Genomic DNA, 17044 nt, shown 5'->3' on the forward strand with positions numbered 1-17044 from the left:
CCCGCCGGGGTGTCAATAGCCCACCAGACGTTGTCCGCACTGGGAACATGGCAACAAACAGCACCGTCGAGACACTTGACGAACGGGTCGACGCGGCGGTCTACCGGAGCGCGTCGGCCAATTCCGTTGGTGTTCCGGTGAATCGCGGCGCGGGCGCGCCGAGCGCGGCGGCGAGGTCGGTCAACGCCTGTTGTTCATCGGTGGGAACGTGGTAGCCGATGATGCGGAAGTCGAGGGAAACGCCCGAATCCCGCGCCTTGTCCGCGACGGCGCGGTGCACGGCGGATTGGTCGGTCCGGCAGCGGTCGACGCCGCGGGTGGTGACGAGCACGATCCGGTTCCGCTCGCTGCCCGGCAGCGGGAACCAGCTGTCGAAGTCGTCGATGGCGGCCAGCAGCCCGCTCTCCAGCGTCGCGGCGCCGCCCGGGGCCAGGTTCCGCAACTGCTCGGCGAGGAACTCGGGGCTGTCGCCGTTGACCATGAGCGAGGTGTTCGCGCCGTCGCACGGGCCGCTGAAGCCGCGCAGGGAGAGGTACTCCTCCTCGCCAGCGTTCCGCGCCGCCGCGCTGACGGCGTCGGCCACCCCGACGAAGTCGGCGCTGATGTTGCTCACCGAGGTGTCGACGACGAACGCCGTCCGGCTGTCCGGGCGCTGCAGCCACGGTTGGGCGGCCGCGCTGATGATGAGTACCGCGAGCAGCGGCGCCCAGCGTCGGAGTTTCACCCCAGATCTCCCCATGGCGCCGAGGATAGCGGTGTCACCCTCGGCGACGGCGTTTTCCGGGCTTGGCGGCGGCGGTCTTTCCGCGACTCGTGGGTTTCGGTTGCGGCTTCGTTCTCGGTGTTGTCGTCTGCGGTTTCGCCGGGGTGCGGCCGCGGGTGCTGTTGGGGGTGCGGCCGCGGACGATGCCGATGAAGTCGTCGATGGGGTCGGTGGTGCCGTCCTCCAGCCAGGACAGGGCGACGGTCGACTGGGGGGCGTCGGTGAGCGGGCGGTAGGTGAGGTCGCGGCGGTGGTGCAGGCGGGCCAGGGACTGGGGGACGACGAGCAGGCCGACGCCGGCGGCGACGAGCTCGATGGCGTCACCGGTCGTATCCGGACGGTGCAGCGCCGCTTGGCCCGGGGGACGCTCCCAGCCGAGGGTGTCGTCGTGGGGGTGCAGGAGGACCTCGTCGACCAGGTCCGAGGTGGACAGTTCGTCGGCGTCGGCGAACAGGTGGCCCTTGGGCACGACCACGACCGTGACCTCGGTGTACAGCGGGATGGCGTGCAGCCCGTCGCGGTCGGTCGGCAGTCGCAACAGGACGGCGTCGACCCGCCCGTCGCGCACCAGCCCGGCCGCGTCGGCCGCCGCCACCTGCGTCAGGTCCAGCGGGGCGGCGGGGAAGCGCTCGGTCCAGCCGGTCACCCACTTGGCTGGCGTCACACCCGGGACGTACCCGAGTCGGAAGGGGGCGGGCGCGTCCGGGCTGGTCACGGACCCAGGTTACTGGGCGTGAGCGGATGGCCGCCCGGTACCCTCGCCCGCATGACCTCGCCGCGCAAGAGCAGCCAGACGATGAAGCCCGCCACCGCGGCCAAGAAACTCGGCGTGTACCTGGAGGCCACCCCGGCGGAGTTCCGCGACGGCGTGGTCTCCCGGGACGAGCTGAACGCCCTGCAGACCGACCCGCCCACCTGGCTCCGCGACCTCCGCCGCGACGGCCCCCACCCGCGGCAGGTGGTGGCCGCGAAACTGCGCGTGTCGATCGGTGGGCTGACGCGGGCCGGGGTGACGGAGGCGTTGACGACGGAGCAGATCGAGGCGATCAAGACGGAGAACCCGGATTGGTTGCAGCGGGAGCGGGCGTTGCAGGTGGAGGTCCGCAAGGAGGAGACCCGCTTGCGCGGGGCCCGCAAGCCGGACTGAGGTCGGGCTCGCCGGCTGCGTGGTCAAGCGGCTCGAGTGGTCGCTGGGGACCGGTCTGAGCGGGGCGGGCTGTGGCTTGTTGATGAGCCCGTGGTCGCGGTGGTGAAAGTCCGGTTTGGTCGGCGTCTCGCAACTTCGCCCCCACCGAGCGTGGCGTCTGGTCGGCCACGAGTCGGTTACTACGGCCCCGATCTGTGCGACGCCCATCTCGCTCTGGGGCGATGCCATCTCGATTGGTCGGTAGATCGCGCCATCGCGGACAAATTGCTCAATTGTTGAACAATGCGATCGGCGGGGTTGTCCACATGGCGCCGACCTGTCCACAGCTTCTTCGGTCACCGCCGAAAGACCTTGCTCCCCCACTAAGGGATGTCACGTAACTGATCTTATGGTTGGCGGCTCGGGTAATTCTTGGCCAGCCGGTGAGGGTGAGGTTGTGGAGGTGGGCGATGTCTGAGGCGGTGTCGCGCAGGGTGTGGGCTGCGCGGCGGTAGTCGCGCAGGATGGTCCAGTTCTTCATGCGGGCCAGGGCGTGTTCGGCGCGGGCCCGGATCGAGCGGTGGACGGTGTTGAGGTCTTCCTGCCAGTCGGCGAGTTCGCCGCTGTCGCGGGGTTTGCGGTAGGGCCCGATCACTTCGGGGTTGCCCTGGTAGCCGCCGTCGGCCATGACGGGGCGGCCGTCGAGCACGTCGGCGATGCCGGAGTCGCGATAGACGGTGCAGTCGTTGCGGTTGCCCGGCTTCGGCTCGCCGGTGGCGATCACCAGGCGGGTGTCGGCGTCGATGGCGACCTGCGGGTTGGTCGAGTAGCGGTGGTTCTTCGACCTCGCGGCGAGGCGGTGGTCGCGGGTGGGCACCCGGGTGCCGTCCACGATCGCGACCTGGCCGACCCCCGAGGTGGGTTGGGGGCCGTGTGTGGTCTGAGCGGGGTTGGCGGGAACAGTGTGCGGGGTTGGCGCGAGTCGGGCTCCGGTGGCGTTCTGGCTGGTAGGACATGTGGTCGACGAGCGAACTGGGCTTGTTGGGGGGGCGCGCCGCGCGACTTGGGACCGAGCCGTCCGCCGTGAGTTCTGGAGCCTCCGGTGGACGGCTGTCGGTCTTCGGTCGTGTTCGGTTGTCCCTCGCCCGGGACGATGTCCCGGGCGAGGGAGTGGGGGCGAGTGGGGTCAGCCGGCGCGTTGGGGGGTGTCGGCGGTCAGCAGGTAGGCGATGGTGCCGCTGATCAGGAGGCCGTGGTCGTGGTGGTCCACGGTCATCTCGCCGCCTCTGGTCTGGACCCGGATGGGGAACGGGAGTTGCCAGACGGTGTTCGCCACGTAGGCGGCGCCGCCCACGCCGGTGCCGCAGGCGAGGGTTTCGTCCTCCGTGCCCGGTTCGTATGTGCGAATGGCGATGTGGTCGGCGTGGCGTTGGACGAAGTCCACGTGCAGGCCTTGGTGGCCCAGGTGGGCGGCCAGTTTCTCGTCGAAGCGCAGGGTGGCGCCCTCGCGTTTGACGTCTACGGCGGCCAGGTCGGGGACCTCCACCACCAGGTGGGGTAGGGCGCTGAAGACGAACCAGCGGTCGGCGTCCACCTGCTGGAACTCGCGGCCTTCGCCGAGGGCTACGCGGACCTCGCCGCCCGCGGCGGAGACCCATTTCGGGCCGTCGTCGGTGGCGACGAAGTCCTGGTCCGCGGGTAGGTAGCCGCGGTCCACGCAGTACCTGGTCAGGCAGCGCAGGGCGTTGCCGCACATCACCGAGTGCAGGCCGTCGCCCTCGAAGTAGGTCATCTTCACGCCCGCGTCTACAAACGACAGGAAGGCGATGCCGTCCACGCGGATGGCGGTGAAGGTCTGGCAGATCTCCTTGGCCAAAACACTGTCCACATCGGACCGTTCAAGTCCGCTGCGGTCGGTGTCCACGACCAGGATGACGTTGCCGTTGCCGTGCATGAGCGCGAACACGAGCCCGTCCAGCCCCACACCGCGCACCGCTCGGCGGCGCAGGCGGTCGTGGTCCGAGGCGAGCACCCGCGGGTCGACGTCCATCGTTTGCCCTTTCCCTGGGAGTGGCGGCTAGAGCGGTCGGGCCGGGATGCCGCGCCAGCCGCTGGTGTCGGGCAGCACCTCGCCCTTCATCACCAGCGAGTCGGCGTCGAGGAACGACCCGGCGGACACCTCGGCGTCGTAGAGCACCACCGCGTGGCTGCCGACCGTCGAACCCGCCGACGCCTTGGAGTACGACATCTTCATGACCCGGTCCTCGAACAGGTGGGTCTGCAGGTCCGCCTCTTCGCCGACCGCCGCGTCGTCGCCGACGCGCACCAGGTCGAACTCGGTGAACGACACCGTGTTCAGCCACACCCGGCGCCCGACCCGCACGCCGAAGAGGCGGACCAGCGGCACGATCCACGGCGAGCCGACGAAGTTGCCGATCAGCCGCGGCACCGCCACCGCCTCGTACAGGCCGGTGATCAGTTCCGTGCCGCGCACCCAGGTGCCCCAGTACGGCTCCGTGCGCGGCCGGTACACCCGCATGACCAGCCACTTCAGCACGACCACGACCACCGTCTCGGCCAACCCGACGCCCAGGGTGATCGCCGGGAGCATGGTCACCAGGACGAACGGGGAGAAGTGGCCGAGCAGGTAGACCATCGCGTAGATGCCCGCGAACGTGCCCGCGGTGGTCAGCATCGTCGGCAGGAACACCCGGAACAGCTCCAGGAACAGCCGCACCGCGACCATGGTCGGCGTCGGCCGGTAGGTGAACTTCTCCGGGAAGTCCTGGCTGGTCTGCCTGCGCGGCAGGAAGAACGACGGTGAACCGAGCCAGGTCGTCTCCGGGTCCATCGGCCGGTCGGCGGGCGGCACCGACATCACGCCGAGCAGGCTGTTCGAGCCCATCCGCGTGCCGCCCGGCACCAGCGCCACGTTGCCGATGAAGCTGCGGTCGGACATCTCCGCCATCCGCAGCGCCACGAGACCGCGGTGGTGCACCGGCGGCGACACCAGGATGCCCGCGGCGAGGAAGCACTGGTCGCCCATGGTCGTCATGTCGACGTTGATGTGCGTCGGGATGGCGATCTCGCACCACTTGCCGACCCGCAGGCCGAGCCCGCGCAGCAGCGGGATCGCGTAGAGCGTGCAGAAGATCGTCCGGACCTGGGCGACGACCATGTCCAGCAGCCGGTGCGCGAACCACAGGCGCAGGCCGAAGAAACCCTTGTCCGAGTAGATCCCCGGCCGCGCCCGGAACAGCACGAGCCGCTTCAGCGCGGTCAGCACCAGGCACGTCGTGAACACGAACACCGGGCCCGCCGCGACGGCACAGCCCACGATCCACCCGACCGTGCCCTGGTTGATCCCGTAGAAGATCACCGCGCCGCTGGGCACGAGCAGCGCCAGCGGGAGGACGATCAGGAACAGCAGACCCACGAGGTAGCCGAACAGCACGGTGACCGGCCAGCGGCGGGTGTCGGCGCGGTCGGCCATCTCCCGCAGCTGCTGCGGCATGGCGGGCAGCTTGCGCAGCGGCGAACCGATCCAGTGCTCACCCCCGGGGACCCGAGCCCCCGCGTGCACCAGCGACTGGTGACCCACCGTGGCGTTCGCGCCGATCTCGGCACCGGCCATGACCGCGGAGTTCGCGCCGACGTGCGCGCCGTCGCCGATGCGCACCCGCGCCAACCGCAGCCAGCCGTGCTCCACCGCGTACGTCTCCACCCGGGCCCGGTCGCCGATGCTGACGCCGTCGCCGATCTCGACGAACCGCGCCAGCCGGATCAGCGGGGTGGAGAGCTGGCAGTCGCGGCCGACCTTCGCGCCCATGAGCCGCAGGTACAGCGGCAGCAGGGGAGTGCCGGACAGCAGCGCCAGGGGCGCCAGCGCGGCGACCCTGGCGTGGAACCAGAACCGCAGGTACGTCCGGCCCCACAACGGGTACCAGCCCTCGCGGACCCGCAACATGACCAACCTGCTGGCGATGATCGGCAACCCGAAGCTGGTGAACAGGAACCACGCCACCCAGACCGGGATCAGGACCCCCAGGCTCGCGCTCTCCGCGCCGAGGACCGCGCCCGACGAGGCGCCCTTCGCCCGCACCGTGACGACGTACGCCAGGGCCAACACCGGGGAGGCCAACAGCGCCAGCCAGGTGTAGAGCAGGACCATCTGCGCCACACCGCACGCCCACACTCGCAACCCGGAGTGCTTGCGCGGCTCGGGCTTCGCGGTGTCCACGGCCGTGTCCTCGGTGGGCGCGGCGGTGGACTCGACGTGCTGGGCGAGCGCGCGGACCGTGGGGTTGGCGTAGAGGTCGCCCATCGCCAGGCCGCGCAACCCGGGCAGCGCGCGCAGCCGGGAGACCACGCGCGCGGCGGTCAGCGAGTGACCGCCGAGGTCGCAGAAGAAGTCCGCCTCGGCCGAAACCTGCTCGACCTCGAGGATCTCCGACCACACACCGGCCAGATCTGTCTCAAGTGGACCCTCTGGTGGGACGTGTGGTCCCGTGTTCGCGCCCAGTGGCGGTGACGTGGGGGCGGGCAGCGCGGCGCGGTTGACCTTGTCGGCGGCCAGCAGCGGGAAGCTGTCCAGTACCTCGAGGTAGCTGGGCACCATGTAGGGCGCCAAGCGCCTGCGGAGGGTGGCGTGCAGGCGGTCCCGCAACTCGGCCTCGTCGGCGTCCGCGACGGACAACGTGAGGTAGGCGACCAGGTTCGGCACCCCGTCACGGTCCAAAGTGGTCACGACCGCGTTCTCGACGGCCTCGTCCTCGCGGATCACCTGCTCGATCTCGCCCAGCTCGACCCGGTAGCCGCGGATCTTGACCTGGGTGTCCATCCGGCCGAAGAACTCGTACTCGCCCGCCGGGGTGCGGCGGCCCAGGTCGCCCGTGCGGTAGACGCGCGGCACCTCGGCGCGGTCGCGCTCGACGGGGTTGGTGACGAACCGCTCGGCGGTCAACTCCGGGCGGTTGAGGTAGCCGATGCCGACGCCGGGACCGCCGATGCAGATCTCGCCGGTCTCGCCCTCGGCGACCTCACGCAGTTGGTCGTCGAGGATGTAGAACCGGTACGTGGGGAACGGTGTGCCCAGGGTGACCGGCTGGTCGGCGACCAGTTCGGCGCAGCTGGAGGACACCGTGGTCTCGGTGGGGCCGTAGCAGTTGAGGATCCGCCGGTCCGGCCCCGACCACTTGCGCACCAGGTCCGGCGGCATCGCCTCGCCGCTGACCAGCAGGCAGCGCACCGTCGGCGGCACGTTCTCCACCGTGGTCAACAACGTCGGCACGCTGCACAGCACGGTCACGCGGTGCTCGGTGAGGAAGTCGGTGAGGCCCTGCCCGAAGCGGCGGGCGTCGTTGGGGCCCGCGACGAGCGCGGCGCCGCCGACCCAGGCGGGCCACATCTCCTCGAGGTGGAAGTCGAAGCTGATCGACATCCCCTGGTAGACGCGGTCGTCGCCGGTCACGCCGTAGATCGGGGTGGCCACGTCGAGGAAGTTGACGATGCTGGCGTGCGAGATGGCCACGCCCTTGGGTTTCCCGGTCGACCCCGAGGTGTAGATGATGTAGCACGGGGTGTCCGGGTCGATCTCCAGGTCGAGCCGGTCGCCGGAGCGCGCGGCGATCTCGGCCGCGGACTCGTCGAGCGCGAGGACCGGGCAGGCGAGGTCGGCGGTGCGGTCTGCGGCGCCGGACCAGGTGACCAGGTGGGTCAGGCTCGCGTCCTCGGCCATGAACCGCACGCGGTCGGCCGGGAAGGACGTGTCGATGGGCACGTAGGCCGCGCCCGCCTTCATCACGCCGAGCAGCGCGACGTAGGTGTCCGTGCTGCGCCGCAAAAGGATCCCGACGTTGTCGCCCGGGCGGACACCGCGCTCGCGCAGCAGCGCGGCCAGGCGGTTCGCGGCCCGGTCGAGCTCGCGGTAGGTCAGCCGCTCGCCGTCGCACTCGACGGCGGTCGCGTCCGGGGTGCGGTCACAGGTCAGTTCGAAGCACTCGGGGAGCACCCGCGCCCGCGTGCTCCCCCGCTTGTCGAATACCGCAGTCCGACCATTTGCGCTCGCCATATTCCGTCCTTTGACCAAACACGTCGGGCCGGTGCCCGTGCCACATCGTCACGACGCTCGAAATAACTGGCGGAGTCGCCACTGGAGGGTCTACGCGTCGTGGGAACGACACCAAATTAGTTCGGGTACCTATGGGTTGCTACCGCCGTACGCGCGCCTGGCTTGAGCTGAAGGCAGGACATAATCGCCGAACATAATATGTGCCGATGTAGGCGGCCGATCGCGGCCGGGATGCGAAGTTTCCTCCGATCGTAGGGCGTTTATCTGTGAACATTCCTTCTGTAGATGTGAACGCACCGACAATCGGCCGGGTTCAAGTGGGTGACGTGGAATGGAAAACTGTTTATGAAAGAATGTCGCTATCGGGCCTTTCGGCGATCGGCACGGGCACCCGGCGGCCGGTAGGATGACATCGCATGACGCATTCGCCCACTGTCGCGTGGGGTCACTGCGGCGTTCGAGTGACCCGGCGTTGCGACATCCGAGTGGCGGTCGACCGGTGAGCGAGGATTTCACCGTCAACGTCGTCGTCTTCCGGCTCCGCGCCCCCGCCGGTGCGGTGTTCGCCAGCACCCCCACCCGCGACGACGCCGCGATCCGCCGCGCGTGGCGCAGCGCCACCCGCCACCGCCGGGTGGACCCCACCGAGGTCGTCGCCGTGCACAGCGAGTGGGAGCCCTCGTCGGCCGACAAGGACTACCTCGCCACCACGTTCCCCGCCGCCCACTGCACCCACCGCTTCCCCCGCCCCACCGCCGAGGGCTGGGACCAGGCCTTCGCCCGCGCCCGGCACGCGGTCGCGGAGGTGGTCCGCCTGCGCGCCGCCGACCGCGGCGCCGAGCTGCTGCCGCTGCTGTGGAGCAGGTCCGCCCCCGCGTCCGCGGCCCTGTCGCGGCTGCCGCACGCCCCGCTGGTCCCCGGCCGGGTAGCGGTGTCCCTCGCCTGGCTCGACTGGGCGGGGGCCCCGGCCGCGCCCGACCACGTCACCACCGACGACTACGACGAGATGGGCGCACCGCCGTTCGCCGAACTGCTCGCCACCGCGGGCCGCAACCTGACCCAGGGCCTGCGCGTCGACACCCAGCACTCAGACCATGGCGACCTGCTCACCCTCACCCGCCAACCGCGCCTGGCCGCGTCGGCGGTGGCGGTCGAGGGCTTCCACGCCCGCATGGCGCGCCGCCTCGCCGACGACCGGCTCGTGGTCGGCCTGCCCACCCCGGACTACCTCCTCATCGCGGGCGCCCGCTCCGACTGGCTGGACCTCATCCGTGAAGAGGTCCTCACCACCACCCCCCGTGCGGCGGATCCCCTACTCCCCACGGTCCTGCTCGTCGAACCCACCGGCATACGCGTGGTAGCCGAGCGGATCGGCTGAGTAGACCCGCGCTGTCGTCCCTGCCCGCGAGGCGGTGTCGAAGCCGTCGGACACGGGTGGTCGGGAGTCAATCGGTGACTAAGAGTCCCCGAGCGTTCACCCCGGGGCTAAGGTTGGTGTAACGCGGCGGCCGAATGGGCCTATTACCTGCGGTGTAAGCACCAAACGAGGGGGCGGGTACCGAGTGACGACGGCCGAGTGGACTGTGCGCGTTCCCACCGAGGGGAGTGTCGAGCTCCCACCCGATTCACGGACGATGGAGGCCATCGGTCGCAACCACTCGTTCGAGACGGCGCTCGCCGATCTGGTCGACAACTCGATCGACGCCGACGCCACGAACGTCCTGATCCGGTTCGTACGCGACCGGGGCCGCCTGTGCTCGCTCTATGTCGTGGACAACGGGCGCGGGATCGCCCCGGATCGGATCGACGACGCGATGACCGTGGGCGGTCGCCGTGCCTACGGTGACGCCGACCTCGGGTGGTTCGGGTTGGGTCTCAAGGCGGCTTCCTTCAGCCAGGCCCGCGAGCTCACCGTGCTTTCGCGGGCGCCTGGCGCGCCCGCGGTCGGGCGGCGTTGGCGCCTGGACGAGGCCCGGACCGGTTTCCTCTGCGACGTCGTCCCGGAGCTCTTCGCCGATCGGGAACTCGCTCAGGACCGCGGCTTGCCCGCTACCGGCGGAGGCACCATCGTTCGCTGGGACCAGGTCGGTGGGTTTCCCGCCACCACCGATGAGCGCCTCGTCGAGCGGTTCGTCACGCAGAAGGTCACCACCGCGTGCAACCACCTCGGGCTGGTCTTCCACCGCCTCATCGAGCGCGGACGCGTCACCATCGCCTTCGACGTCCACGAGGCGGGTTCCGCGGCTTCCACCTCTCCGGTCACCGTGGAGCCGATCAACCCGTTCCACTACCACCGCACCGGTGCCACTGGCTTTCCCAAGGATCTCAACGCGACCGTCGACGGCCGCTCGCTGAGCTTCCGCTGCCACATCTGGCCACCGCGCTCGACCGCTCGTCAGTTCAAGCTCAACGGCCGCCCCGCCGACCACCAGGGGATGTACTTCTACCGCCGGGACCGACTCCTGCAGCCCGGGGGGTGGGAGGGCGTCCACGCGCCCCACCCGAAGCTCCAACTCGCCAGGGTCGAGGTCGAGATCGACAGCGACGTTGAGGCATTCTTGCGGATGAACCCGGAGAAGTCGCGGGTCCAGGTCCGCCCGGAGTTCGGCCAGGCCTGTGAGTCGGCCCGTGCCGACGACGGGAGCACCTTCGCCGACTACTTCTACCAGGCCGAGCAGGTCTACCAAGCGGGAAACAAGCGCCGGACGAGCCGCAAGCCGATGATCCCCCCGGGTCGTGGGTTCACCCCCGGGCTCAGGGACACACTCGAGTCGGAGATCGAGGCGCTCAAGGCCGACCCGGTGGACATCCGCTGGCGGGATTTCGACGACGACCAGTTCTTCGACATCGACAGAGATGAACAGACGATCTGGTTGAACAAGCGGTATAGAAAGATGCTGCTTGGTGACCGCCACGGCGGTCTCAACGACCTGCCGCTCATCAAGACGCTGATCTACCTGTTGATGGAGGATGTTTTCCAGGGCGAGTACCTCGGCTCTCGCGACAAGGACAACATCGAGCTCTGGAAGTCGGTACTGACCACGGCCGTGCGGGCGGAACGACGGTGACCGCCACGCCGCGTCCTGAGCGGCACCTCGTACCTGGACATCTCGATCGAGTTCTAGCCGAGGGCGTGCCGTATCTTCGGCCCATCGCGGGCGATCCGCCTGCCTGGCTGTTCGTAACCCCTTCATCAGGCCATATGGGTCTACGGGTGCATGTGCCGGAGATCGAGTCCGCGCCTCCCACTCGCCTGCGGCACGTTGTCAGCCGTGTGACCCACCACGGCGAAGGGCGAGCCTTTGAGGTCGTGGTCACCGTCCCCGCGCTGTTCCAGGCCGCGTATCCGTTGCTGTGCTCGATCGCTGACCGGGTCCAGCTCGATGGGATACGACCCGCCGACGCCTTGGCGCTCACACTGCGCGAGTTCGCGGCCCTGCTCAGACGCGAAGACGCCTTCCCGAGGGAACGTGAGATCGGACTGTTCGGGGAACTGCTCAGCCTCGCCGGGCTTGTCTGCACAGAGGGCGTGGCGGCCGCACTAGCCGCTTGGCGGGGGCCGGGGCGCGAAGAGCACGACTTCGGACTACCGGGGCATGACCTGGAGGTGAAGACCACCAGTGGTGAGCGGCGCACACACTGGGTCGAATCGTTGACCCAGCTTGTGCCTACGCGGGACCGGCCACTATGGCTCGTCTCACACCAGCTCACCCAGGCGGGGGTCGGGACAGGTGCGCGGTTGCCCGAGCTCATCGGGCGGGTGCGTGGCCTCGTCGGGGCCGGTGCCAGCCGCGACGACCTGGAGTCCGGTCTGGTTGCTTGGGGGTGGGACGACGACTTGACCGATCGATGCGAGACCGGGTGGACCCGTCGCACCTCGTCGGCGGTGTACTCGGTCGATGAGTGCTTTCCCCGGCTGACGCCGGATTCGTTGGCGAGCGCGGGTGTCGCGCTCGATCGACTGGCCGAGGTTCGCTACCGAGTCGACCTCACCGGACTCGCCCCAATCGGCCGTCCGGCGCGGTCGCTGGCGGCCGCTGCGGATTTCGAGGAGGGATGATGACGATGTCCGACTCCATGGCGAAGTCCTATCTGGCAGCCCTGGACGCCATGAACCGCTCCGGTCCACGTGATTTGCGACGCAACGCGTTGGTGCAGGCGGAGGAGTTCGGTAGCGACATTGAGGTCTCCGACGCGGCGCTCCGCGCCTACCTGGCCGCCTCGTCGGCCTCGGACGACGAGCTGCGCAACGAGTTGCACATCAAGCTGGCCAAGTGGGACAACGCCCGCCCCGAGGACGCGGACTGGACCGCGGGCACGGGCGCCAACACTCCTGAGCGCCGCGCGGTGGTCCTGGCCAAGCTCGGTGTCGAACTGGAGACCGCCCAGTTGTTCGGCTCGTTGTTCCCGGTGCATGGCGGCGACGGCACCGTGGTGATCGCCAAGGAGTGGAATCCCTGGTACAGCGAGGAATTGATCCGCGCGCGTGACTTCTATTGGAGTCACTACGCCAACCACCTGCGTACTCGGCGGGGGTGGGACGAGCGCGCGATCACCAGCCTGCACAACGCGACCCGTCACGTGGTCGAACGACTCAGCGAGCCCACCCGGTCCGAGCCCTACCAGGCCAAGGGATTGGTCGTCGGGTATGTCCAGAGTGGCAAGACAGCCAACTTCACCGGGGTCATCGCCAAGGCCATCGACGCGGGCTATCGGCTGATCATCGTGTTGACCGGTACGACCAACATGCTGCGTGAGCAGACCCAGCGCCGGGTTGACATGGAGCTGGTCGGTCGGGAGAACATCCTGCGCGGCGTGGATATCGACAGCCCCGAGGCGCTGGCCGCCGTGGACTACCAAGAGGACGAGGACTGGCGGGACGGCAAGTTCGTCGAGCATGGCTGCAGGCCCGCCGACGTCGGCAAGCCCGACATCCACCGGATGACCACTCGCCGGTTCGACTACCAAAGCCTGCGACAGGGCATCTCGGCCCTGGACTTCGATCGACCGCACCGGAGCAAGCCGCTCAACCACCCCGATAACCTGCTGGCCACCGACGCCCGCCTGATGATTGTCAAGAAGAACGGGCCGGTGCTGACCAAACTGGTCAAGGACCTCAAGAGGATCACCGCCCGACTGCACCAGATCCCAGCGCTGATCATTGACGACGAGTCCGACCAGGCCTCGGTGAACACGACCAATCCCAAACGCTGGCAGGCGGGGAAGAAGAGCCGGACCACGATCAACCGATTGATCTCCGAACTGCTCGGCATGCTCCCGCGCGGGCAGTACGTCGGCTACACCGCGACCCCGTTCGCCAACGTCTTCATCGATCCGAGCGACGCGCAGGACATCTTCCCTAAGGACTTCCTCATCTCGTTGGAACGTCCGCCCGGCTACATGGGCGCGGAGGACTTCCACGACCTCGATTCAGACGTCCCACTCGTGGACCGGACGTTCGAGAACTCGAAGGAGCGGGCTCATCTCCGGCTCGTCGACGACCCGGACTCCGACGGCGACCTGCGCCGGGCAATCGACATCTTCGTACTTGCCGGTGCTGTGAAGCTCTACCGCCAGGACCGTGGCTACCCCCGGTTCAAGCACCACACCATGTTGGTCCATGAAGCCATGCACACCGACATCCACAGGACGACGGCCGAGCAGATCCGGCGGATCTGGGACGAGGCGGGGTATTACTCCTCGGCCAGTCATGCAAGATTGCGCGCCGCGTTCGAGAACGACCTGTCACTCGTCTCGTCGGCCTTGGTCGGCGAACTGCCCACTCCGGCGGCGTTCGAGGACCTGATCCCCTACCTGGGAGAGGCCACGCGTCGGATCAGTCCGGCGGGCAACCCGGTGCTTGTGGTCAACAGCGACCAGGATATCGAGCAGGATGAGGTGAACTTTGACCACTACTCGGTCTGGCGGATCCTGGTCGGCGGCAACAAGCTCGCCCGGGGATTCACCGTCGAGGGCTTGACCGTGTCCTACTACGTCCGTGCGGTGAAGAACGCCGACGCGCTTATGCAGATGGGTCGGTGGTTCGGTTTTCGCGAGGGCTACCGCGACCTGGTTCGACTGTTCCTCACTCCCGATCTCAGGGACGCCTTCGAGTCGGTGTGCCTGGACGAGCGGAGTTTCCGTGAGGAACTCGAACTCTATGCCGCGGCCGACGAGGATGGTCGCCCGAGGCTCACCCCGGCTGAGGTTCCGCCGCTGGTGAGCAGTCACGGGATCCGTCCAACGACCGCAGCGAAAATGTACAACGCGGTACTGGTCGAACGCCGTGGCGGCAACATCAGTGGCAACATCGAACGCAGTTCCGGCTACCCTCCGATGAGCGAGAAAGCGGTGTTGGAGCGCAACGTTGACGCTTGCGTACCGCTCATCGCTGCTGCCTCGGAGCTGGAGACCTTGTCGGATAAGGGAAAGCCGTCTTTCGACGCGTTGATCGGTACGGTGAGTCACGACCGGATGGTTTCTGTGCTGGGCGAGCTGACCTGGGCCACGCCATCCACGTTCGCGCCTGATCTGGAGTGGATTAGAAAACTGGGCCCCGATGTGATCACGGACTGGCGCGTGATCCTTCCGCAGCAGAAGAGGGGCAGGCGGGCCAGCCTGCGGGCACAACGACCTGTGAGCTTGCACGGACGCGCGGTGGACAGCAATGACAAGGTACGTGGCAACTCGACCAGCGCGCACCGTGAGGTGATCCACAATCTCGAAGTCGGTGCCACGACGGGCAAACTGATCCTCTATCCGGTGGTGGACCGGAAGCGGGAGATGGTCGCGGGAATCGTGGAGAACGACCCGCCCGGTGTCGTGATGGCGGTTGTCTTGATGATGCCCCGCACCGTGTCGCGTTTGGCGAAGACGAAGACTTCGGGCGTGCTGCAGTGGCGGACTGTGGATTCGAGCAAGCCGCCGTACGCCCTGGTCGATGGCTGACGCCGCGGTCCGGACAGGTGCCTGGTCACCCTGTGTCGTTGATGGGACCACGGTCGGCGGTGCGCTAGGCTCCCGCCGACGCCTGAAAGTATGGAGACGAGACGATGACCGACCGTACCTCGGTGGAACTGTTCGCCGGGGGTGGCGGGCTGGCGATGGCGGTGCACAAGGCGGGCTTCCGCCCGCTGTTGCTCAACGAGTTCGCTCGACACGCGTGCGACACGCTCTTGGCGAACAACATCGAGCTGCGTGGTGAGGAAGAGCGGATACCGGAGCGTGGTGACAAGTGGCCACTCGTTCCCGGAGACGTGCAGGACTTGAAGATGGGGTACCTGCAAGGCAGGGTCGACGTCCTCGCGGGTGGGCCACCCTGTCAGCCGTTCAGCCTCGGAGGGGTCGCCAAGGGTGACGAGGACAAGCGGAACATGTTCCCGGAAATGTTCCGAGCGGTTCGTGAAATCCAACCCAAGGTCGTGATCTGCGAGAACGTCAGGGGGCTGCTCCGCGCGTCGTTCAAGCCCTACTTCGACTACATCGTCCGTGAACTGGGGTTGCCGTTCCTGGAACGTGATCCGGAGTCGAGCTGGGAGTCTCATGACAAGGCGCTCCGCGAGACCGAGATCGCGTCGGTTGACCCGACCAAGCGGTACGACGTGGTCATGACCCCGGTCAACGCGGCGGACTACGGCGTCCCGCAGATCCGCAACCGAGTGATCATCGTGGCGTTCCGGGCGGATCTGGGCGTCGACCTCGACACGTTCAAGGCACTGATCCGACCGACGCACTCCGAGGCAGCCCTGCACGGGTCGATCCGTGACGGCCGGTACTGGAAGCGCCATCCCGGGGTACCCGATCACGTCCGCGCTCGTGTTGAAGCAGCTCTCCCGGATGTACTCCCCGGAGTGAACCCGGATGACGGGTTGTTGCCATGGCGCACGTTGCGTGACGCCTTGAAGGGTGGGAAGGGCGAGAAGAGCTTGCCTGATATCCCCGAACATCGCCTCGATCGGCAAGAGTTCGACGAGGAGAAATACACCTACCACGTCGGCTGGCCTGATGCGCGGATCTACCCCGGCCACACGCCCAATGTGCTGGACCGCCCAGCGAAGACGGTCAAGGCGGGCGTACACGGTGTTCCTGGTGGGGAATCCGTGATGCTCACCGACGAACTGGTCAAGGATCCGACCAGCAGCCCGGACGGCTACCGCTACCGGCACCGGTACATGACCGTGCGGGAGACCGCGAGGGTGATGACGTTCCCCGACCGCTGGAAGCTCAGCGGACCGCGCGGTGAGAAGATGCGCCAGCTGGGCAACGCGGTGCCCGTCGCGCTCGGGAAGGTGTTCGCCGACGCGGTGGCCAAGTGCCTGGACGGGGTCGCTGCGGAATCGTGAGCGTCGGTGACCGGGCATGGAAGCCCAAGCCAGGTCGTACCGCAGCCGAGACGATCGCCGAACAGGACCGGGCCGCGGGCGGCAGGCACCTCCGGATGGTCGATCTCGGCGCGGATCGCTACGCGCGAGCGTCGGTCGACCTGCGGGTGAACCGGTCCGACTCGGAGGTGACCGCTCGCTTGCGCTGGTCGAACCGGGGCAAGGTGCACACCCATGATCTCGGAGTGGTGCCCCATCCCACCCGCGCTCGCAACCTGGTCGAAGCCTGGACGATGGCTCGTAGAGCTGGACTCGTCACGCCCGAACGGTTGCCCGAAGGGTCGTGGGCGTCATCCGCGGGTGTGCGTGCCTCAATGCGGGGAAACCGCGGCCGTGACACCGCTCCGGAGTTGGCTTTGCGTACCCTCTTGCACGCCCGCGGACTGCGGTACCGGGTATCCGCCCGTCCTTTGCCCGGGTCTAGGCGCACTGCCGACGTCGTCTTTCCCAGAGCTCGCGTAGCGGTCTTCATCGATGGTTGTTATTGGCACGGTTGTCCAGAACACCACCGGCCGTCGACGGTGAACTCGGCTTTCTGGCGAGACAAGATCGAGGGCAATCGCAGGCGTGACGCGGAGACGACCACCCTGCTGGAAACCGCGGGGTGGTCCGTCATCCGGGCTTGGGAACACGACGACCCGAAGGTGACCGCGGACCTGGTTGAGGTCGCGGTGCGTGCTCGGGCGACCAATGGCTAGGGAGGC

General features: G+C 68.2%; 11 protein-coding genes and 1 pseudogene. 7 read left to right on the top strand and 5 right to left on the bottom strand.

Annotated features, from left to right (window positions below):
- Window positions 1-100 precede the first annotated feature (100 nt).
- Window positions 101-724: a vWA domain-containing protein gene (locus CLV40_RS01750; RefSeq protein ID WP_104476177.1), complete on the bottom strand. Its 624-nt coding sequence runs from the start codon at window positions 722-724 to the stop codon at window positions 101-103.
- Between the two features lie 34 nt (window positions 725-758).
- On the bottom strand, window positions 759-1478 hold the full coding sequence (locus tag CLV40_RS01755) for a LysR family transcriptional regulator substrate-binding protein (protein ID WP_104476179.1): 720 nt from the start codon (window positions 1476-1478) through the stop codon (window positions 759-761).
- Window positions 1479-1559: 81 nt separating this feature from the next.
- On the opposite strand from CLV40_RS01755, the gene CLV40_RS01760 reads away from it, so the two are divergent.
- The gene (locus tag CLV40_RS01760) at window positions 1560-1910 is read left to right on the top strand and encodes a DUF5997 family protein (RefSeq protein ID WP_219823899.1); all 351 of its coding nucleotides are present in this window, start codon (window positions 1560-1562) and stop codon (window positions 1908-1910) included.
- 418 nt (window positions 1911-2328) lie between these two features.
- Here the strand turns inward: CLV40_RS01760 and CLV40_RS01765 are convergent.
- The 3 genes and pseudogenes from CLV40_RS01765 to CLV40_RS01775 form a co-directional block, all read right to left on the bottom strand.
- A pseudogene (locus tag CLV40_RS01765) lies at window positions 2329-2799 on the bottom strand (transposase family protein); the annotation flags it as partial.
- A gap of 276 nt (window positions 2800-3075) precedes the next feature.
- Window positions 3076-3939 (bottom strand): diaminopimelate epimerase, encoded by an 864-nt coding sequence (dapF, locus tag CLV40_RS01770; RefSeq protein WP_104476183.1) that lies wholly within the window; start codon window positions 3937-3939, stop codon window positions 3076-3078.
- Window positions 3940-3966: 27 nt separating this feature from the next.
- A complete protein-coding gene (locus CLV40_RS01775) occupies window positions 3967-7959 on the bottom strand; it encodes a Pls/PosA family non-ribosomal peptide synthetase (protein WP_104476185.1) in 3993 nt (1330 codons plus the stop codon).
- 499 nt (window positions 7960-8458) lie between these two features.
- Here CLV40_RS01775 and CLV40_RS01780 point away from each other — a divergent pair, with 499 nt between their 5' ends.
- The 6 genes from CLV40_RS01780 to CLV40_RS39255 all read left to right on the top strand — a co-directional run bounded on the left by CLV40_RS01780 (window position 8459) and on the right by CLV40_RS39255 (window position 17038).
- Window positions 8459-9337: a hypothetical protein gene (locus CLV40_RS01780; RefSeq protein WP_104476187.1), complete on the top strand. Its 879-nt coding sequence runs from the start codon at window positions 8459-8461 to the stop codon at window positions 9335-9337.
- 256 nt (window positions 9338-9593) lie between these two features.
- On the top strand, window positions 9594-11027 hold the full coding sequence (locus CLV40_RS01785) for an ATP-binding protein (RefSeq protein ID WP_104476189.1): 1434 nt from the start codon (window positions 9594-9596) through the stop codon (window positions 11025-11027).
- Window positions 11024-12019: a PD-(D/E)XK motif protein gene (locus tag CLV40_RS01790; RefSeq protein ID WP_146107889.1), complete on the top strand. Its 996-nt coding sequence runs from the start codon at window positions 11024-11026 to the stop codon at window positions 12017-12019. Before CLV40_RS01785 ends, CLV40_RS01790 begins: the two co-directional genes overlap by 4 nt.
- Window positions 12019-14907, top strand: coding sequence for a Z1 domain-containing protein (locus CLV40_RS01795; RefSeq protein ID WP_104476192.1), 2889 nt, complete (start codon window positions 12019-12021; stop codon window positions 14905-14907). The genes CLV40_RS01790 and CLV40_RS01795 overlap by 1 nt, the downstream gene beginning before the upstream one ends.
- Window positions 14908-15011: 104 nt before the next feature.
- Entirely contained in the window at window positions 15012-16301 is a 1290-nt protein-coding gene (locus tag CLV40_RS01800; protein WP_104476194.1) for a DNA cytosine methyltransferase, read from the top strand.
- Window positions 16298-17038, top strand: coding sequence for a very short patch repair endonuclease (locus CLV40_RS39255; protein ID WP_342752238.1), 741 nt, complete (start codon window positions 16298-16300; stop codon window positions 17036-17038). Before CLV40_RS01800 ends, CLV40_RS39255 begins: the two co-directional genes overlap by 4 nt.
- The last annotated feature ends 6 nt before the right edge of the window (window positions 17039-17044 follow it).

Origin of the sequence: Actinokineospora auranticolor (assembly GCF_002934265.1) — a bacterium.
GTDB classification, from domain to species: Bacteria; Actinomycetota; Actinomycetes; order Mycobacteriales; family Pseudonocardiaceae; genus Actinokineospora; species Actinokineospora auranticolor.

Excerpts from the sequence above, each read along its gene's own strand:
- CLV40_RS01760 (WP_219823899.1), top strand. The coding sequence starts at position 1,560 with ATGAAGCCCGCCACCGCGGCCAAGAAACTCGGCGTGTACCTGGAGGCC.
- dapF (WP_104476183.1), bottom strand. The coding sequence starts at position 3,939 with ATGGACGTCGACCCGCGGGTGCTCGCCTCGGACCACGACCGCCTGCGC.
- CLV40_RS01775 (WP_104476185.1), bottom strand. The coding sequence starts at position 7,959 with ATGGCGAGCGCAAATGGTCGGACTGCGGTATTCGACAAGCGGGGGAGC.
- CLV40_RS01785 (WP_104476189.1), top strand. The coding sequence starts at position 9,594 with ATGGAGGCCATCGGTCGCAACCACTCGTTCGAGACGGCGCTCGCCGAT.
- CLV40_RS01795 (WP_104476192.1), top strand. The coding sequence starts at position 12,019 with ATGACGATGTCCGACTCCATGGCGAAGTCCTATCTGGCAGCCCTGGAC.
- CLV40_RS01800 (WP_104476194.1), top strand. The coding sequence starts at position 15,012 with ATGACCGACCGTACCTCGGTGGAACTGTTCGCCGGGGGTGGCGGGCTG.